This window comes from Escherichia sp. MOD1-EC6162 (genome assembly GCF_002965125.1).
Lineage (GTDB): Bacteria > Pseudomonadota > Gammaproteobacteria > Enterobacterales > Enterobacteriaceae > Escherichia > Escherichia marmotae.
In genome coordinates, this window is the sequence record NZ_PTSB01000026.1 from 17775 (window position 1) to 35155 (window position 17381).

Annotated in this window: 20 protein-coding genes; 12 read left to right on the forward strand and 8 right to left on the reverse strand. The window is 51.5% G+C overall.

What is annotated here, in order from left to right:
- The first annotated feature begins 43 nt into the window (after positions 1 to 43).
- Positions 44 to 1669 carry an isovaleryl-CoA dehydrogenase gene (locus A9587_RS18570; protein WP_105263710.1) on the forward strand — a complete coding sequence of 542 codons (1626 nt, stop codon included), beginning with the start codon at positions 44 to 46 and terminating at the stop codon, positions 1667 to 1669.
- 90 nt (positions 1670 to 1759) lie between these two features.
- Here the strand turns inward: A9587_RS18570 and yjfN are convergent, their stop codons facing one another.
- Both yjfN and bsmA read right to left on the reverse strand, forming a co-directional pair.
- Complete coding sequence (yjfN, locus tag A9587_RS18575; protein WP_001517630.1) at positions 1760 to 2035, reverse strand: DUF1471 family protease activator YjfN; 276 nt, start codon at positions 2033 to 2035, stop codon at positions 1760 to 1762.
- 148 nt (positions 2036 to 2183) lie between these two features.
- Positions 2184 to 2513, reverse strand: coding sequence for a biofilm peroxide resistance protein BsmA (gene bsmA, locus A9587_RS18580; protein WP_000254648.1), 330 nt, complete (start codon positions 2511 to 2513; stop codon positions 2184 to 2186).
- Positions 2514 to 2694: 181 nt separating this feature from the next.
- Here bsmA and yjfP point away from each other — a divergent pair, with 181 nt between their 5' ends.
- Positions 2695 to 3444, forward strand: a complete 750-nt coding sequence (gene yjfP / locus A9587_RS18585; protein ID WP_105263709.1) for an esterase — start codon at positions 2695 to 2697, stop codon at positions 3442 to 3444.
- Here yjfP and ulaR read toward each other — a convergent pair.
- Positions 3441 to 4196, reverse strand: coding sequence for an HTH-type transcriptional regulator UlaR (ulaR, locus tag A9587_RS18590; RefSeq protein ID WP_000133636.1), 756 nt, complete (start codon positions 4194 to 4196; stop codon positions 3441 to 3443). The genes yjfP and ulaR overlap by 4 nt on opposite strands.
- A 107-nt stretch (positions 4197 to 4303) precedes the next feature.
- Entirely contained in the window at positions 4304 to 5368 is a 1065-nt protein-coding gene (gene ulaG, locus A9587_RS18595) for an L-ascorbate 6-phosphate lactonase (RefSeq protein ID WP_105263708.1), read from the reverse strand.
- Between the two features lie 354 nt (positions 5369 to 5722).
- Here ulaG and ulaA point away from each other — a divergent pair, with 354 nt between their 5' ends.
- The 6 genes from ulaA to ulaF are packed head-to-tail and all read left to right on the forward strand — an operon-like array spanning position 5723 to position 10129.
- Entirely contained in the window at positions 5723 to 7120 is a 1398-nt protein-coding gene (ulaA, locus tag A9587_RS18600; protein ID WP_001517632.1) for a PTS ascorbate transporter subunit IIC, read from the forward strand.
- A 15-nt stretch (positions 7121 to 7135) separates the two neighbouring features.
- Entirely contained in the window at positions 7136 to 7441 is a 306-nt protein-coding gene (gene ulaB, locus A9587_RS18605) for a PTS ascorbate transporter subunit IIB (RefSeq protein ID WP_000218363.1), read from the forward strand.
- 9 nt (positions 7442 to 7450) lie between these two features.
- Positions 7451 to 7915 carry a PTS ascorbate transporter subunit IIA gene (gene ulaC, locus A9587_RS18610; RefSeq protein ID WP_000776497.1) on the forward strand — a complete coding sequence of 155 codons (465 nt, stop codon included), beginning with the start codon at positions 7451 to 7453 and terminating at the stop codon, positions 7913 to 7915.
- 13 nt (positions 7916 to 7928) lie between these two features.
- Positions 7929 to 8579: a 3-keto-L-gulonate-6-phosphate decarboxylase UlaD gene (gene ulaD, locus A9587_RS18615; protein WP_000056742.1), complete on the forward strand. Its 651-nt coding sequence runs from the start codon at positions 7929 to 7931 to the stop codon at positions 8577 to 8579.
- A 9-nt stretch (positions 8580 to 8588) separates the two neighbouring features.
- Positions 8589 to 9443, forward strand: coding sequence for an L-ribulose-5-phosphate 3-epimerase UlaE (gene ulaE / locus A9587_RS18620; RefSeq protein WP_000949556.1), 855 nt, complete (start codon positions 8589 to 8591; stop codon positions 9441 to 9443).
- Positions 9443 to 10129, forward strand: coding sequence for an L-ribulose-5-phosphate 4-epimerase UlaF (gene ulaF, locus A9587_RS18625; RefSeq protein ID WP_001170833.1), 687 nt, complete (start codon positions 9443 to 9445; stop codon positions 10127 to 10129). The genes ulaE and ulaF overlap by 1 nt, the downstream gene beginning before the upstream one ends.
- A 129-nt stretch (positions 10130 to 10258) precedes the next feature.
- Here ulaF and yjfY read toward each other — a convergent pair whose 3' ends face one another.
- Positions 10259 to 10534: a DUF1471 family protein YjfY gene (yjfY, locus tag A9587_RS18630; protein WP_000492914.1), complete on the reverse strand. Its 276-nt coding sequence runs from the start codon at positions 10532 to 10534 to the stop codon at positions 10259 to 10261.
- Between the two features lie 326 nt (positions 10535 to 10860).
- Here yjfY and rpsF point away from each other — a divergent pair, with 326 nt between their 5' ends.
- Genes rpsF through rplI form a run of 4 tightly spaced genes read left to right on the forward strand, consistent with a single transcriptional unit; the run spans position 10861 to position 12300 of the window.
- A complete protein-coding gene (gene rpsF / locus A9587_RS18635; protein WP_001216676.1) occupies positions 10861 to 11256 on the forward strand; it encodes a 30S ribosomal protein S6 in 396 nt (131 codons plus the stop codon).
- A gap of 6 nt (positions 11257 to 11262) precedes the next feature.
- On the forward strand, positions 11263 to 11577 hold the full coding sequence (gene priB, locus A9587_RS18640) for a primosomal replication protein N (RefSeq protein WP_001517634.1): 315 nt from the start codon (positions 11263 to 11265) through the stop codon (positions 11575 to 11577).
- 4 nt (positions 11578 to 11581) lie between these two features.
- Positions 11582 to 11809 carry a 30S ribosomal protein S18 gene (gene rpsR / locus A9587_RS18645; protein ID WP_000135199.1) on the forward strand — a complete coding sequence of 76 codons (228 nt, stop codon included), beginning with the start codon at positions 11582 to 11584 and terminating at the stop codon, positions 11807 to 11809.
- Between the two features lie 41 nt (positions 11810 to 11850).
- Positions 11851 to 12300 (forward strand): 50S ribosomal protein L9, encoded by a 450-nt coding sequence (gene rplI / locus A9587_RS18650; protein ID WP_001196062.1) that lies wholly within the window; start codon positions 11851 to 11853, stop codon positions 12298 to 12300.
- A 100-nt stretch (positions 12301 to 12400) separates the two neighbouring features.
- Here the strand turns inward: rplI and A9587_RS18655 are convergent, their stop codons facing one another.
- The 3 genes from A9587_RS18655 to A9587_RS18665 all read right to left on the reverse strand — a co-directional run bounded on the left by A9587_RS18655 (position 12401) and on the right by A9587_RS18665 (position 17380).
- Positions 12401 to 13678: an MFS transporter gene (locus tag A9587_RS18655; RefSeq protein ID WP_001033611.1), complete on the reverse strand. Its 1278-nt coding sequence runs from the start codon at positions 13676 to 13678 to the stop codon at positions 12401 to 12403.
- A 91-nt stretch (positions 13679 to 13769) separates the two neighbouring features.
- Positions 13770 to 15842 (reverse strand): FAD-dependent oxidoreductase, encoded by a 2073-nt coding sequence (locus A9587_RS18660; protein ID WP_105263707.1) that lies wholly within the window; start codon positions 15840 to 15842, stop codon positions 13770 to 13772.
- Complete coding sequence (locus A9587_RS18665) at positions 15839 to 17380, reverse strand: acyl CoA:acetate/3-ketoacid CoA transferase (protein WP_105263706.1); 1542 nt, start codon at positions 17378 to 17380, stop codon at positions 15839 to 15841. Before A9587_RS18665 ends, A9587_RS18660 begins: the two co-directional genes overlap by 4 nt.
- Position 17381 lies beyond the last annotated feature (1 nt).

The window sequence follows — 17381 nt, forward strand, 5'->3', positions numbered from 1 at the left end:
GTGACCATACTAATGGTGACTGCCATTGATGGAGGGAGACACAGTGCACTGGCAAACTCACACCGTTTTTAATCAACCGATACCTTTAAATAACAGCAATCTATACCTGTCCGATGGCGCGCTTTGCGAAGCGGTAACACGTGAAGGTGCGGGCTGGGATAGTGATTTTCTCGCCAGTATTGGTCAGCAGTTAGGGACGGCTGAATCCCTTGAACTGGGGCGACTGGCGAATGTGAATCCGCCAGAATTGTTGCGCTACGATGCTCAGGGACGCCGTCTGGACGATGTGCGTTTTCATCCGGCATGGCACTTGCTGATGCAGGCACTATGTACCAATCGGGTGCACAATCTGGCCTGGGAGGAAGATGCTCGTTCTGGCGCATTTGTGGCGCGCGCGGCGCGTTTTATGTTGCACGCACAGGTTGAGGCCGGATCGTTATGTCCGATAACCATGACTTTTGCCGCCACCCCATTGTTATTGCAGATGTTACCTGCACCATTCAAGGATTGGATCACGCCGCTGTTGAGCGATCGCTACGATTCCCATTTGCTGCCAGGCGGGCAAAAACGCGGTCTGTTGATTGGCATGGGAATGACAGAAAAGCAGGGCGGCTCTGATGTGATGAGCAATACTACCAGGGCAGAGCGTCTGGACGATGGTTCTTATCGGCTGGTGGGGCATAAATGGTTTTTCTCGGTGCCGCAAAGCGACGCGCATTTGGTGCTGGCACAGACCACGGGCGGATTGTCCTGCTTCTTTGTGCCGCGTTTTTTGCCTGATGGACAACGTAACGCGATTCGCCTGGAACGCCTGAAAGATAAGCTGGGCAATCGCTCTAATGCCAGTTGCGAAGTGGAGTTTCAGGATGCTATCGGCTGGCTGTTAGGCCAGGAGGGAGAAGGCATCCGCCTGATCCTGAAAATGGGCGGGATGACGCGTTTTGATTGCGCCCTGGGTAGCCATGCCATGATGCGCCGTGCATTTTCGCTGGCGATTTATCACGCTCATCAACGACATGTATTTGGCAATCCGTTGATCGAACAGCCCCTTATGCGTCATGTCTTAAGTCGCATGGCGCTTCAGCTTGAAGGGCAAACGGCGCTGTTGTTTCGTCTGGCACGGGCGTGGGATCGGCGTGCCGATGCTAAAGAAGCCCTGTGGGCGCGTTTATTTACGCCAGCAGCGAAGTTTGTGATTTGCAAAAGTGGCGTCCCATTTGTGGCCGAAGCGATGGAGGTGTTGGGCGGTATTGGCTATTGCGAGGAGAGCGAGTTGCCGCGGCTGTACCGGGAGATGCCGGTGAACAGTATCTGGGAAGGCTCCGGCAATATTATGTGTCTGGATGTGCTGCGCGTTCTTAATAAGCAGGCTGGCGTATACGAGTTATTGACGGAAGCGTTTATGGAAGTGAAAGGACAGGATCGCTATTTTGATCGCGCGGTTCGTCGTTTACAGCAGCAACTGCGCAAACCGTCTGAAGAGCTGGGGCGAGAGATTACTCATCAGCTATTCTTGCTGGGTAGTGGCGCGCAAATGTTGAAATATGCTTCTCCGCCAATGGCGCAGGCGTGGTGTCAGATGATGTTAGATACGCGCGGTGGTGTGCGGTTGTCAGGGCAGATCCAGAATGATTTGTTACTGCGGGCGACTGGTGGTGTGTGTTTGTAAGCGTTTACGCTTAATGAAATATATAGAATTTATAGGCCGGATAGGGCGCTCGCGCCGCATCCGGCATTGTTCATTCGCTGTTGATAACACTCATGCATACAGTATCGCCTGTACACGCCAGTTATCGGGCTGCTGATCCTCGTACATGGTAATAATGCGATACCATGACGCCCCCTGTTCATCGGCCTTTAACGCCACGATACGTTCCACGTCCTGCGGATCCCCTGAAATATTGCTAACTGAGATCTGACCTATTTCATTCAGGCCCGTCACGCAGTCAGCACTGGCGAATTCTGCAGACTGTGCCGTGGCGCTCGCGGGACACGTAACTAATTGCAGCGAGGGTGAGGCAAGTAATTGTTTCATCGTCAGCTCCATTTTTCGTTTCCCCACATGTTGCAGGGCATTCCATCGCGGTAATAAACGCCCGAGCTTCCAGCCGGTAATTTATTGTGCACAGGTAAACGCATAGGGACGCAAAGCAATGTAAAGCTTACTGTATAAGTTGTCTGATTTATTTACGGTACAAAATGGCTTGTGAATACCACTGTCCTGTCACAATGGTTTCATCCACCATTACGACGACGTAATAATCAGCTTTTGCCGCGGCAGCTTTCGCTCTGATTTCTGCTAATGCGTCATCCGGTGAGCCACGGACCATTGTGCTTACCGTTCCAATTCGCTGTAGCCCTTGGGTTTGGTCGCGGCGAATTTCCTGCGGATGATCCGTTACTGGTGGCGCTGGCTGTGGCGTACCTTGCAGTGCGCTACAGGCGCTTAACATCAACACCAATAATAAACTGGCAAACCGGTAAACAACGCTATTACGTTTCCTGCTAACCATAGTGTAGTGCCTTATTAATTTAACTTTGGGGGAATGTTCCCGAATTGTTACCTGGTACGCGATTTTCGAATGAAAACGTGGTGAAAGCGTAACCCATATCTCAACATTATGAACTAATACTGCCAGCGGAAACTTGTGCTAAGGATTTCTTCATGTCATACCAGACAAAAAGGAGGAATAGATGATTGAATTAGAATCGCGCGTACTGGCAGATATTCCCGTTCTACATGCTTATCCCGTAGGGCAAAAAGAAACTCCGTTACCGTGCGTGATTTTTTATCACGGTTTTACTTCATCCAGTCTGGTGTATAGCTATTTTGCCGTTGCGCTGGCACAGGCCGGTATGCGGGTAATCATGCCAGACGCACCCGATCACGGTATCCGTTTTAGTGGCGACACACCGCGACGGTTAAATCAGTTCTGGCAAATATTGCGGCAAAATATGCAAGAATTTACGCCATTACGTGCGGCTATTGTTAAAGAAAACTGGCTGCTTGATGACCGTCTGGCAGTCGGCGGCGCGTCGATGGGCGCGATGACGGCCTTGGGAATTACCGCTTGCCACCCCACGGTGAAATGTACCGCCAGCATGATGGGATCGGGCTATTTCACATCGCTTGCCCGTTCACTGTTTCCACCGCTGATACCTGAAACGGCAGCGCAGCAGCGCGAATTTAATAACATTATCGCTCCGCTGGTGGAGTGGGAAGCGACAAACCACCTGGAAGAGCTGGGAAACAGACCACTGCTCTTATGGCATGGTCTTGATGATGATGTCGTACCTGCCGACGAATCAGTACGTTTGCAGCAGGCACTAAGAGAAGCGGGGCTGGATAAACAGTTAACCTGTTCATGGCAGCCAGGCGTGCGTCATCGCATTACGCCAGAAGCGTTAGATGCCGCGGTGAAATTTTTCCGCCAGCATCTTTAAACGCGCAGAATGCTGACCCCTTGCGCTTCCAGTTGTTGCAGGATTTCCGGGTTAGCATTTTTGCCAGTGATCAGCATATCGATTTGATCGGCGCGGCTAAAGAGCATACCCGCGCGCTCACCAATCTTGCTGCTATCGACCAGAACCACCAGTTTCCCCACCACGCTCAGCATCTTCTGCTCTGCCATCGCTGTTAGCATATCGGTTTTATACAACCCTTCTGCCGTCAGCCCTTTGCCACTGGTAAACATCCAGTGGCCGGCATACAAGCTGTTCTCACTGCCCTGCGGGCTTAAGGTGATGGACTGGCTTTTATTGTACTGCCCGCCCATGATGATCACGCTCTCATGTTCCTGATCGATCAGGTAATTTGCCAGCGGTAAATAATTGGTGATGATTTGCACAGGCTTGCCACACATTTCCCTTCCGAGCAGGAATGCGGTGGAACCACAGTTGATGACCACACTTTCGCCCGGATTGACCAGTTGCGATGCCGCTTTGGCGATACGCACTTTTTCATCGTGGTTCTGTGCCTGGTGGAGATTCATTGGTGTCCAGCGAGGACGCTGTTGGGTGATGGCTTCCGCGCCATTGCGCACTTTTTTCAGTTTGCCGCTCTCGTCGAGTTTATTAATGTCCCGTCGTGCGGTAGCAGGCGAAATTCCCAGGCGCTCAACAACTTTCTCTACGGTCACAAAGCCCAATTGTGCGAGCATTTCCAGGAGGATTTGATGTCTTTGTGCTTCAGTCATGAGCTATTCCGATAAAATTTGATTTTTTTAGATGATATTTGAAATAGCCAGGAAATACTACGCCGGATAGCGGGAACATCTCCACGCTATCCGGTAAAAGCGACGGATTACAGGAACGATTTGAACGGCAGATCCGGTTCAATGGTGAAGCAATCGTCAAAACCACGCGGATAGTGGTATTCGAAGTTGTCTTTATCCAGCGGCCAGGTGAACTTGCCGCCAACCTGCCAGATAAACGGCTTAAAGCCATACTTCAGACGATCTTTTTTCATCTCCCACAGTACGCGAATTTCCTGCGGATCGGCCTGGAAGTTTGACCAGATATCGTGGTGGAACGGGATCACCACTTTTGCATTTAACGCTTCACCCATACGCAACATATCGGCGCTGGTCATTTTGTCGGTAATACCGCGCGGGTTCTCGCCGTAAGATCCTAACGCCACATCGATCTGATACTCATTACCATGTTTTGCATAGTAGTTGGAGTAGTGGGAGTCGCCGCTGTGATACAGGGAACCGCCCGGCGTTTTGAACAGATAGTTCACTGCGCGATCATCCATCCCGTCCGGCAGTACGCCAGCCGCTTTTTGATCCGCAGGCAGGGTAATCAGTGCAGTACGGTCGAACGCGTCAAGGGCATGAATTTCAATGTCTTTCACTTTTACCACATCGCCTGGTTTGACCACGATGCAGCGTTCTTTCGGCACGCCCCAGCCAATCCATAAATCCACACAGGTTTTCGGCCCGATAAATGGCACATCGTCGGCGCAGTTTTGCATTACGGCTGCAGCGACGTTCACGTCGATATGATCGTTGTGATCGTGAGTCGCCAGCACAGCGTCGATCTGGCGAATGGCAAACGGATCAAGGACAAATGGTGTGGTGCGCAGGTTCGGTTGCAGTTTTTTCCCCCCTGCCATGCGCTGCATCTGGTGACCCTGTTTCATCAGTGGGTTACCGTGACTTTGTTTGCCAGTACCGCACCAGAAATCGACGCACACGTTGGTGCCGCCTTCCGATTTCAACCAGATCCCGGTGCAGCCGAGCCACCACATCGCAAAGGTGCCTGGTGCGACCTGTTCTTGCTCTATTTCTTCATTCAGCCAGCTACCCCATTCCGGGAAGGTGCTCAGGATCCAGGATTCACGGGTGATACTTTTCACTTTACTCATCGCCATTTACCTTCATGATAGTTCAATTTGAATCAATGTGTGATTTGTTTTGATTAATCCTGACACTGTTTTTTCAGGAAGGCAATGACCATTTTTTGACTTTTCACCGAAAGCGTTGTTGATGATTTTGAGTATGGAAAGATTTAAAGGAGTGTGTGATTTAATTAACTAAATGAATTTAAATGAGTAATTGTTTCGTCTTGTGAACACAATACTTTCTATATGGAATTATTTGCGTGCCGCGTCACATTTAATCACAAATAATCTTGTTGTGATTATTTTTGAAAATTAGAGTGAGTGCACAACATTCCGGGTGTGCGGAATTCCCGGTTACCTCTTCTTCAGGAGATCGTTATGGAGATCCTCTACAGCATCTTTACCGTGTTCTTTAACCAGGTCATGACCAATGCCCCGTTATTGCTGGGTATTGTGACCTGCCTGGGCTACATCCTGCTGCGTAAAAGCGTCAGCGTGATTATCAAAGGCACCATCAAAACGATTATCGGTTTTATGTTGCTGCAAGCAGGGTCCGGCATCCTGACCAGCACTTTTAAACCGGTGGTGGCAAAAATGTCGGAAGTCTATGGCATTAATGGCGCGATTTCAGATACCTACGCATCGATGATGGCAACTATTGAGCGTATGGGCGATGCCTATAGCTGGGTGGGTTATGCGGTGTTGTTGGCACTGGCGCTAAACATCTGTTACGTGCTGCTGCGTCGCATTACTGGTATTCGCACCATCATGCTGACCGGCCACATCATGTTCCAACAGGCGGGTCTGATAGCTGTCACGCTGTTTATTTTCGGCTACTCCATGTGGACTACCATTATCTGCACTGCGATTCTGGTTTCGCTTTACTGGGGCATCACCTCCAACATGATGTACAAGCCGACTCAGGAAGTGACGGACGGCTGCGGTTTCTCCATCGGTCACCAACAGCAGTTTGCTTCCTGGCTTGCCTATAAGGTCGCGCCGTATTTGGGCAAAAAAGAGGAAAGCGTTGAAGACCTCAAATTGCCCGGTTGGCTGAACATTTTCCACGACAACATCGTCTCCACGGCGATTGTGATGACCATCTTCTTTGGTGCCATTCTGCTCTCTTTCGGTATCGATACCGTGCAGGCGATGGCAGGCAAAGTGAACTGGGTGGTGTACATCCTGCAAACCGGTTTCTCCTTTGCGGTGGCGATCTTCATCATTACTCAGGGCGTGCGCATGTTTGTCGCGGAACTCTCTGAAGCATTTAACGGTATCTCCCAGCGTCTGATCCCGGGTGCGGTTCTGGCGATTGACTGTGCGGCTATCTATAGCTTTGCGCCGAATGCCGTGGTCTGGGGCTTTATGTGGGGCACCATCGGGCAACTAATAGCGGTTGGTATTCTGGTCGCCTGCGGTTCCGCGATTCTGATCATTCCTGGTTTTATCCCGATGTTTTTCTCCAACGCCACCATCGGCGTATTCGCGAACCACTTCGGCGGCTGGCGTGCGGCGCTGAAGATTTGTCTGGTGATGGGGATGATTGAAATCTTTGGCTGCGTCTGGGCGGTGAAACTCACCGGTATGAGTGCCTGGATGGGCATGGCGGACTGGTCGATTCTGGCACCGCCGATGATGCAGGGCTTCTTCTCCATCGGTATCGCCTTTATGGCCGTCATCATCGTTATTGCATTGGCTTATATGTACTTCGCTGGCCGCGCGCTGCGCGCAGAAGAAGATGCAGAAAAACAACTGGCAGAACAGTCTGCTTAATAAGGAGTTTTGATTATGACCGTACGTATTCTGGCTGTGTGTGGCAACGGACAAGGCAGTTCCATGATCATGAAAATGAAAGTGGACCAGTTTTTAACCCAATCAAACATTGACCACACGGTAAATAGCTGCGCGGTTGGCGAGTACAAAAGCGAGTTGAGCGGCGCGGATATCATCATCGCTTCTACCCATATTGCGGGCGAAATCACTGTTACCGGCAACAAATATGTGGTTGGCGTGCGCAACATGCTCTCACCCACAGACTTTGGCCCGAAACTGCTGGAAGTGATCAAAGAACATTTCCCGCAGGACATGAAGTAAGGACGCGCCATGAAATTACGTGATTCGCTGGCAGAAAATAAATCTATCTGTTTGCAGGCAGAAGCAGAGACCTGGCAGGACGCGGTAAAAATTGGCGTTGACCTGCTGGTGGCGGCGGATGTTGTTGAGCCGCGTTACTACCAGGCGATTCTGGATGCGGTTGAACAGCACGGCCCGTACTTTGTGCTCGCGCCAGGCCTGGCAATGCCACACGGACGCCCGGAAGAGGGGGTTAAGAAAACCGGTTTTGCGCTGGTGACGTTGAAAAAGCCGCTGGAGTTCAACCACGAAGATAACGACCCGGTGGATATCCTCATCACGATGGCGGCAGTCGATGCCAATACTCATCAGGAAGTGGGCATCATGCAAATCGTCAACCTGTTTGAAGATGAAGAGAATTTCGACCGTTTACGCGCCTGCCGTACCGAGCAGGAAGTACTGGATTTAATTGACCGCACCAACGCGGCTGCTTAAGAAGGAATTGAAGATGTCATTACCCATGTTGCAAGTCGCGCTGGACAACCAGACTATGGATAGCGCCTATGAAACCACTCGTCTGATTGCTGAAGAAGTCGATATTATCGAAGTGGGCACCATTCTGTGTATGGGGGAAGGTGTGCGTGCGGTGCGCGATCTGAAAGCACTCTATCCACACAAGATTGTGCTGGCAGACGCCAAAATTGCTGATGCGGGCAAAATCCTTTCTCGTATGTGCTTTGAAGCCAACGCTGACTGGGTCACCGTGATTTGCTGTGCGGATATCAACACCGCCAAAGGCGCGCTGGATGTGGCAAAAGAGTTTAACGGCGACGTACAGATTGAGCTGACTGGTTTCTGGACCTGGGAACAGGCGGATGCATGGCGTGAAGCGGGCATCCAGCAGGTGGTGTATCACCGCAGCCGTGATGCGCAAGCAGCCGGTGTAGGCTGGGGCGAATCAGATATCGCTGCGATCAAACGCCTTTCTGATATGGGCTTCAAAGTAACCATTACCGGTGGCCTGGCGCTGGAAGATTTGCCACTGTTCAAAGGTATTCCGATTCATGTCTTTATCGCTGGTCGTAGCATCCGTGATGCCGCGTCTCCGGTTGAAGCTGCGCGTCAGTTCAAACGTTCCATCGCCCAACTGTGGGGCTAAGGAGCGGATATGTTGTCCAAACAAATCCCGCTTGGCATCTATGAAAAAGCACTCCCCACCGGGGAGTGCTGGCTGGAACGGCTGCAACTGGCAAAAACGTTGGGCTTCGATTTTGTTGAGATGTCAGTAGATGAAACGGACGCTCGCCTGTCTCGCCTTGACTGGAGCCGCGAACAACGTCTGACGCTGGTGAATGCGATTGTTGAAACTGGCGTGCGCGTACCGTCCATGTGCCTTTCTGCCCATCGTCGTTTTCCGCTGGGCAGCGAAGATGACACAGTGCGGGCGCAGGGGCTGGAGATTATGCGTAAAGCTATCCAGTTCGCCCAGGATGTCGGCATTCGCGTGATCCAACTGGCGGGCTATGACGTCTACTATCAGGAAGCCAATAACGAAACGCGTCGTCGTTTTCGCGAAGGGCTGAAAGAGAGTGTTGAGATGGCGAGCCGTGCGCAGGTGACGCTGGCGATGGAGATCATGGATTACCCGTTGATGAACTCCATCAGCAAGGCGCTGGGCTATGCACACTATCTCAACAACCCGTGGTTCCAGCTCTATCCGGATATCGGCAACCTGTCGGCGTGGGATAACGACGTGCAGATGGAATTACAGGCTGGAATAGGGCACATCGTCGCGGTGCATGTGAAAGACACCAAACCGGGCGTCTTTAAAAATGTGCCGTTTGGCGAAGGCGTGGTGGACTTCGAACGTTGCTTTGAAACGCTCAAACAGAGTGGTTATTGCGGGCCTTATCTGATTGAGATGTGGAGCGAAACGGCGGAAGACCCGGCGGCAGAAGTGGCGAAAGCGCGTGATTGGGTGAAAGCGCGCATGGCCAAAGCGGGCATGGTGGAGGCCGCATAATGCAAAAGCTGAAACAGCAGGTATTTGAAGCCAACATGGATCTGCCGCGTTACGGACTGGTGACCTTTACCTGGGGCAACGTCAGCGCCATTGATCGCGGACGCGGGCTGGTGGTAATTAAGCCCAGCGGCGTCGCCTACGAAACCATGCAAGTGGACGATATGGTGGTGGTTGACATGAGTGGCAATGTGGTGGAAGGGCAGTATCGTCCATCGTCAGACACTGCAACGCATCTCGAGCTTTACCGTCGTTATCCATCTCTCGGTGGAATCGTGCATACCCACTCAACCCATGCCACCGCATGGGCGCAGGCGGGGATGGCGATCCCGGCGTTAGGCACCACACACGCTGACTATTTCTTTGGCGATATTCCGTGTACGCGCGGATTAAGCGAAGAAGAGGTGCAGGGCGAGTATGAACTGAACACCGGCAAAGTGATCATCGAAACGCTGGGCGATGCCGAGCCGCTGCATACGCCGGGGATTGTGGTTTACCAGCACGGGCCGTTCGCCTGGGGTAAAGACGCTCATGATGCGGTGCATAATGCGGTGGTGATGGAAGAAGTGGCGAAAATGGCGTGGATTGCGCGCGGCATTAACCCGCAACTAAATCCCATCGATAGTTATCTGATGAATAAGCACTTTATGCGTAAGCATGGTCCCAACGCTTATTACGGACAGAAGTAATAAGCGCGCTGCGGAAATATCCTTCTTCGGGAGATAACTGGTCTGATTCCGCAGCCGTTTTTCATAAAAAAGCCCCCGGTGAAGGGGGCAATGCAAACTATGACAATGTTTCGTTGGTTATACCTGGTGCTAGCGATAAATATCCGCGCTGGCGTGCATGTTGCCGTTACTCCCCGGTTCCCGCATCAGAATCACGTGGTAGTACGTTGCGCCCTGCGCGTCGGTTTCTTCGTTTAATGCCTGACGTGCTTCACTTTCAGTGGCAAAGTTATGATTGATATAAATCACGCCTAAGCTCTGCACATCGTCCATATTTCTGGCCTGGTGGTTATTGATTTCAATGGCTGCCCATGTATTTGCACTTAGCAAAAGCACAGCCAGAAGGGCTAAAACACGACTGAACATAAATACCTCCTCGACGGCTGTCTTTGTATGCGCTCCTCTGTGATGATCTTCTGATTTAATTTTAATCAATGATAAAGAAGTTGATGGTGACCATTTCTGATGCAGTTGTTCAAAAAAACACCGTAATGGAATGTGATGAACTTCAAATCAGCGGGTTAGTACGATTTAGCGAAAGATGAGAATTATTTGTCGGCTGGCCTTGAGTTTAGCGGGGTATACCAGTACTATAACGCGTCATTTTTCAGCCGCCCTTTAACACGTTCCTTGCCTCCATGGGCTGCGGCTGACCCAGACAGGAGGCTGAATAATCCGTAAGGAGCAATTCGATGCGTCATTACGAAATCGTTTTTATGGTCCATCCTGACCAGAGCGAACAGGTTCCGGGCATGATCGAGCGCTACACTGCTGCCATCACTGGTGCAGAAGGCAAGATCCACCGTCTGGAAGACTGGGGCCGCCGTCAGCTGGCTTACCCGATCAACAAACTGCACAAAGCTCACTACGTTCTGATGAACGTTGAAGCGCCGCAGGAAGTGATCGATGAGCTGGAAACTACCTTCCGCTTCAACGACGCCGTTATCCGTAGCATGGTAATGCGTACTAAGCACGCCGTTACCGAAGCATCTCCGATGGTTAAAGCGAAAGACGAGCGCCGTGAGCGTCGCGATGATTTCGCAAACGAAACCGCTGATGATGCTGAAGCTGGGGATTCTGAAGAGTAATTTCTGATGACCAACCGTCTGGTGTTGTCCGGCACCGTGTGCAGGATGCCCCTTCGAAAGGTCAGTCCATCAGGAATTCCTCACTGCCAGTTCGTGCTTGAGCATCGTTCTGTGCAGGAGGAAGCCGGTTTTCATCGGCAGGCGTGGTGCCAAATGCCCGTTATTATTAGCGGACACGAAAACCAGGCCATTACTCACAGTATAACGGTCGGCAGTCGCATAACCGTTCAGGGGTTCATTTCATGCCACAAGGCAAAGAACGGTCTGAGCAAAATGGTTTTGCATGCCGAGCAGATTGAATTGATAGATTCTGGAGACTAGCCATATGGCACGTTATTTCCGTCGTCGCAAGTTCTGCCGTTTCACCGCGGAAGGCGTTCAAGAGATCGACTATAAAGATATCGCTACGCTGAAAAACTACATCACCGAAAGCGGTAAGATTGTCCCAAGCCGTATCACCGGGACCCGTGCAAAATACCAGCGTCAGCTGGCTCGCGCTATCAAACGCGCTCGCTACCTGTCCCTGCTGCCGTACACTGATCGCCATCAGTAATCGGTCACGGTCCATTAATACGACTTTGAGAGGATAAGGTAATGCAAGTTATTCTGCTTGATAAAGTAGCAAACCTGGGTAGCCTGGGTGATCAGGTAAATGTTAAAGCGGGCTACGCTCGTAACTTCCTGGTACCACAGGGTAAAGCTGTTCCAGCTACCAAGAAAAACATTGAATTCTTCGAAGCGCGTCGCGCTGAACTGGAAGCTAAACTGGCTGAAGTTCTGGCAGCAGCTAATGCTCGCGCTGAGAAAATCAATGCACTGGAAACTGTTACCATCGCGTCTAAAGCTGGCGACGAAGGTAAACTGTTCGGTTCCATCGGTACTCGCGACATCGCTGACGCTGTAACTGCAGCAGGCGTTGAAGTGGCTAAGAGCGAAGTTCGTCTGCCGAACGGCGTTCTGCGTACCACTGGCGAACACGAAGTAAGCTTCCAGGTTCACAGCGAAGTATTCGCGAAAGTGATCGTAAACGTAGTAGCTGAATAATTCGTTATTCAACGAGACGTAAAAACGCCGGCCATGTGCCGGCGTTTTGCTTTATTGTTGAAGCGCCATAACCATAATTACAGCGCACTCATCTTAAATATTAGCTCGTAGCTAATTGTACGTGCGGTTCTTCATCTTTGACTTTGATAAGCGCCCACAGCGCAATTGCCCCCAGGATGTCAAAGAAAGCCAGAGCAATAAAGAACGGCGCGAAGCCGATAATGTGAACGAATGCCCCGATAAACAGGTTGAAAATCAACTGACCACTCCACGCACAGGCTCCCGCCATACCAACGGCGGTGGCAACTTCATCTTTTTTGAACAAATCGCCGCCCAGTGTTGCCGCAACAGTAGAAAGACATTGATGCGAGAACGCGCCAATACTAATCAGCAATACGGCAATGTAGGGATTTTCGACAATACTCACCAGGCCGATTGTCATCATAATGACCGCAGCAATAGTGAAGGTAATTCTTCGCGAGTTAATTAAACTCACGCCGCGATCGTGGAAGAACTTCGCCACAAAACCGCTGGCTAAACAGCCGAGGTCGCCCAGCAGGAAAGGTAGCCAGACAAACATGGCAATTTCTTTCAGGCTAAAATGCAGCGTTTCAACGAAGAATATAGGCACCCAGAAATTAATGGTTCCCCATGCCGGGTCTGCGAGAAAACGCGCGATGCCGATACCCCAGAAATTACGTTGGCTGAGGATATGTTTGATTGACGTTTTTTCTTTTTTACCTGTTTTAAGATGCTGCTCTTGTCCTGATTCAATATATTGACGCTCTTCATCAGAAAGGCGTTTGGCATCTTTCGGATCTTTATAACAAAAGAACCAAAATATAGCCGCGAGCAAAGCAAGGCTACCCGAGACAATAAACGCAAATTGCCAGCTATGAAACATAATGCACCAGGCAATCAGCGGTGGCGCAAGCATTGCACCGAGTGAAGTTCCCATATTGAAAACCCCCGTAGCCACACCGCGCTCTTTTGCCGGGAACCATGTTGATGCTGTTTTAACACCCGCCGGAATTGCCGATGCTTCGCTGAACCCCATCAGGGCGCGCATAAATGCCAGACCTGACCATGTTCCGGTCAGTGCATGACCCATTGTCGCCAGGCCCCAGATTGCGGCGCAAATCGCAAAGCTTAATTTCAGACCAACGGTATCAATAAAGAAACCCATCACCGGTTGCCCTAATGTATAGGCCAACTGGAACGCACTGACGATCCATGAATATTGCTCTTTGGTTATTCCAGTGGTCTCCATAATGGTTGGAGCCGCAATACCTAATGCAGTTCTGTCCAGATAATTGATTACAGTGATAAAACATACGAGGGCAATCATATGCCACCGATAATTCTTTATTTTATTCATGTTTAAACCTTTTAATTATATTAATAAACCCTGGTTGTTGGTATTTCCGTGTAATAGGTAATAAAATCAGGTACAGAGAACATATTAAAAATTATTGTGTGTAAATCTCTCCATTCAGAAAATCTGGCCAGTTTTTTTCAAAGAAAATACCGTTAATATGCGGTTGTTTGCGTAAAGACTTAACTTCGGTAATAAAAGAACCTTGTGAATATTGAATCGTTAATTTGTGATTTTTATCGTCGGCTTGCTCAGAGCGAAAACGCCATTCTTCTTTTGCGCCGCGACGAGTTTGTGGCAGGCATTCGCCTTGCGGATCAATAACCATCCGCGCCCCACGACTGCCGCCACCTGCGTCAATATAATGTGTGAGTTGCGTTAAAACGGCGGCAGAGGTCAGCGCCATATGCCGCCACATAAATAATTCAGCAACTTCGCCTGCGTGGTTGATGGTTAAACCGTGTTGCTGGGCAAATTCACTCAACAGCAGGGCATCGCGGGTGGCGTGGCGAACTTTATCGGCATGACAAATAAATCCAGCGTAATCAGACATTCGCGTCTGGATTTTTTCTTTCACCGTTGCCAGCGTCATACCGTTTTCGTTTGCCAGCGCCTGGGTGATGACCTCTCTTACGGTAGTCAGGGGCGAAGCTACCCGTTGCGCGATATCTCCCTCAACAGACCGCATTTGCGTACAGCCAATAAAGCGCGCCAGGCGCACGGCAAAAACCTGCCCGGCATTCAGCGCTGCGCCGCCGGGGCGAGTGACGCCGTGAGTTCCGGCCACTTCTCCCACGGCAAAACAGCCGGGGAGAGAGGTTTGCCCCCAGATATCCACCTCAATACCGCCGTTCATGTGTTGATTATTCATGGCGAACTTCAATGGTTGCGTGGTGAGCCCGTAACCGTGCATCTGGTACAGCGAGATAGACAGCGGATTCATTCGTTGCAGGCGTTCGATGGGCGATGGTGCCAGAGCGCCGTTGTTTTCCAGATACGCGTGAACGTCAGCATCCAGTCGCGCTAATGAGAATGACAAATCACCAGGCACCGCTTCAGGATTGCGATTGAAATCCATAAACACCAGGCGGCCTGATTGCTGCTCTTTTGCCACCGCCATATCCAGCAGGCTGGAGCCAAAATCCATCACCCGTGTGGCGTGGAACGGCCACTGATAGCCTTTACGGAAGATATTTGAAGCCAGTTCCTGGGTAGTGCGATAGTAATCCGCAAGGAAATTATACTCGTTACCCTCTGTATCCACAGAATAGATATACGGGATCACCTGCACATAGGTGCCGGATAAATTCCACGGAAACGTGCTGCGCGGCGTGCCTATACCAAACTGGCTTTCGGTCAGATTGGTTAGCGTCAAACCTTCTTCCAGCGCCAGCCCCAGCGAGCCAAAGCATTTATGCGGATAAACACTGTCGCGATAAAGCTCGCCCGGTCCGCCCGTTGCCAGTACCACATTGGGCGCAGTCACAATTGCCAGCCCCCACGGGTTATGGGCGCGGGAACCGGTTGCGAGGATAGCCCCCGCCACGCGATCTTCGCCATTCTCACCGCGTTGATGCAGCAGTTTAATCACCGTTGCACTGGTCAGCAGTGGAATGGAGAGGCGCTGCACTTCTTCCAGCAGCACTTTCACCATCAGGCGAGAAGTGCGTGGTCCACAGGACGTCGCGCGTCCGGTTTCGTCATGGTCGGTCTGATAACGGAGAATTGCGCCATAGCGATCTTCCGGCAATTCCAGACCAAGATATTGCAGCCCGCCAAGGGTATGCAGGGAACCGACCGCTTCGACATATGCCGTGTCGTGATCCATCGCGCCGCCGCTCGCCAGTGCCTCGGCCAGTTTTGCGAAGTTGTCGCCGTTGCCCGCAGTAGCAGCGGTAAACAGCGTCTGTTTATCGGAACCGGAGCAGGCTGACGTTCCCATGTATAACCCGGCGGTAGCAAGCAGCACATTTTGCTGGCGACGTTTCAGCTCAACTGCTGCACGTAATCCAGCCGCGCCGCTACCAACGACCAGTGCATCAACTTGCCAGGTTGGGTAATCAACATTCTCCACGGTGACAATTGAGTGCGGTTCTGCTGGCGTAAAACCTTTCGGAAAGGTGACGTGCGTCAGTGCCTCAAGGATGGCGTCATCAGGCTGGCTCATGCGTCCTCCATCGGCGTAAACAGGCTACTTTCCATCAGACGCGGCTGCCTGATAATCGGACGGAAGGCCATGAACGGCAGAATGTCGCGGTCAATCTCCACGCCCGGGGCAATCTCAATTAATTCAACACCTTCTGTCGTTAACTGAAAAACCGCGCGTTCGGTGATGTACAGCACTTCCTGACCACTTTGCTGTGCGTAAGCGGCGCTAAAGGTGATTTTTTCCACCTGAGTAACCAGTTTGGGTATTTGACCTGACTGGGTGATATGCAGACCATCTGGCGTCACGTCGATCTTGCTGCCTTTGGCGTCGAATATGCCGCAGAACACCACTTTACGGGCATTTTGTGCAATTTCGAGGAAGCCGCCAGGGCCGATCAGATTGCCGTTCAGGTGTGAGACATTGACGTTACCGTGCTGATCCATCTCGCCCATGCCGAGGAAAGTAATATCAATGCCGCCGCCGCTGTAGAACTCGAATTGATCCAGCGAAGGGATAATCGCGTCAGCGTTACGGGCGCAGCCGAAAAACGCGTCATCCAGCATCATGCCGTTATGCACGCCTTGCTCGACACTCAACCATAAACTTTGATAAGGAACACCTTCGCGCAGTGCAACCCCAGGAATACCGCCCGGAATACCAAAGCCAAAGTTGGTAGAAGCGCCAGCCACCAGTTCGCGTGCCGCCCGACGGGCAATCAGACGGCGCACCGGATGGCTAACCAGTTCAATAGCGCCGGTAGAACTCAGACGGCGATGCTGACCGCTAATTGTCAGGTCGTAGCCGCCAAGATAGGTTTGCGGTTGTTCGCGGTGCTCAACGATGCCATCGACCAGAATCCCCGGCAGCTTGACCCGGCGTGGTTCGATGGCGCCAGCTTCCAGCACATCGCGCACCTGGACGAATACTTTGCCGCCGCTGTTGTGTGCTGCCAGCGCCATCGAATAGCTATCCATATCAATCGCTTCTTCTTCGAGGCTAACGTTGCCACGCGGATCGGCATAAGTGCCGCGCAAAATGGCATAGTCCACTTTGAAAGGGCGATAGCGGAGTTTGGTTTCGCCATCAATTTCAATCAGTTCTACCAGATCGTCAGTGGTGCAAGCGTTCGACTTTCCGCCACCATTGCGTGGATCAACAAACGATCCCAGCCCTACGTGGGTAAAAAGCCCAGGACGTCCGGCACCGATCTCCCGCAGCAGTGCCTGAATTACACCGCCAGGAAAGCAATACGCTTCGATGGCGTTATTTTTTACCAACTCCTGCATTTTGGGGGACCAGGTAAAGTGTCCGGCAATTATACGTTTGAGCATTTCGGCATGAGCGAGGCGGTTAGTGCCTTTGCTGTCGCGATCGCCAATGCCCAGCGAGTGGATTAGTGTCAGGTTGCGCGGGTGTCCGGTTTGCAGGAAACGCGCTTCAATGGCTGCCAGAATATGGTCAGCTTCCACCATGCCGCCGCCGTTACCGCTAATGGCAATGGTTGCGCCGTCCTGAATTTGCGCCGCCAGTGCCCCGGCGGTTGTTATCTTACGCATA

Bases quoted from the DNA above. Each gene is read 5' to 3' on its own strand.
- yjfP (WP_105263709.1), top strand. From the start codon at position 2,695: ATGATTGAATTAGAATCGCGCGTACTGGCAGATATTCCCGTTCTACAT.
- ulaD (WP_000056742.1), top strand. From the start codon at position 7,929: ATGTCATTACCCATGTTGCAAGTCGCGCTGGACAACCAGACTATGGAT.
- A9587_RS18660 (WP_105263707.1), bottom strand. From the start codon at position 15,842: ATGAGCCAGCCTGATGACGCCATCCTTGAGGCACTGACGCACGTCACC.
- bsmA (WP_000254648.1), bottom strand. From the start codon at position 2,513: ATGGTTAGCAGGAAACGTAATAGCGTTGTTTACCGGTTTGCCAGTTTA.
- rpsF (WP_001216676.1), top strand. From the start codon at position 10,861: ATGCGTCATTACGAAATCGTTTTTATGGTCCATCCTGACCAGAGCGAA.
- A9587_RS18665 (WP_105263706.1), bottom strand. From the start codon at position 17,380: ATGCGTAAGATAACAACCGCCGGGGCACTGGCGGCGCAAATTCAGGAC.
- ulaC (WP_000776497.1), top strand. From the start codon at position 7,451: ATGAAATTACGTGATTCGCTGGCAGAAAATAAATCTATCTGTTTGCAG.
- rpsR (WP_000135199.1), top strand. From the start codon at position 11,582: ATGGCACGTTATTTCCGTCGTCGCAAGTTCTGCCGTTTCACCGCGGAA.
- yjfN (WP_001517630.1), bottom strand. From the start codon at position 2,035: ATGAAACAATTACTTGCCTCACCCTCGCTGCAATTAGTTACGTGTCCC.
- ulaB (WP_000218363.1), top strand. From the start codon at position 7,136: ATGACCGTACGTATTCTGGCTGTGTGTGGCAACGGACAAGGCAGTTCC.
- rplI (WP_001196062.1), top strand. From the start codon at position 11,851: ATGCAAGTTATTCTGCTTGATAAAGTAGCAAACCTGGGTAGCCTGGGT.
- ulaA (WP_001517632.1), top strand. From the start codon at position 5,723: ATGGAGATCCTCTACAGCATCTTTACCGTGTTCTTTAACCAGGTCATG.
- priB (WP_001517634.1), top strand. From the start codon at position 11,263: ATGACCAACCGTCTGGTGTTGTCCGGCACCGTGTGCAGGATGCCCCTT.
- ulaG (WP_105263708.1), bottom strand. From the start codon at position 5,368: ATGAGTAAAGTGAAAAGTATCACCCGTGAATCCTGGATCCTGAGCACC.
- ulaR (WP_000133636.1), bottom strand. From the start codon at position 4,196: ATGACTGAAGCACAAAGACATCAAATCCTCCTGGAAATGCTCGCACAA.
- ulaE (WP_000949556.1), top strand. From the start codon at position 8,589: ATGTTGTCCAAACAAATCCCGCTTGGCATCTATGAAAAAGCACTCCCC.
- A9587_RS18655 (WP_001033611.1), bottom strand. From the start codon at position 13,678: ATGAATAAAATAAAGAATTATCGGTGGCATATGATTGCCCTCGTATGT.
- ulaF (WP_001170833.1), top strand. From the start codon at position 9,443: ATGCAAAAGCTGAAACAGCAGGTATTTGAAGCCAACATGGATCTGCCG.
- yjfY (WP_000492914.1), bottom strand. From the start codon at position 10,534: ATGTTCAGTCGTGTTTTAGCCCTTCTGGCTGTGCTTTTGCTAAGTGCA.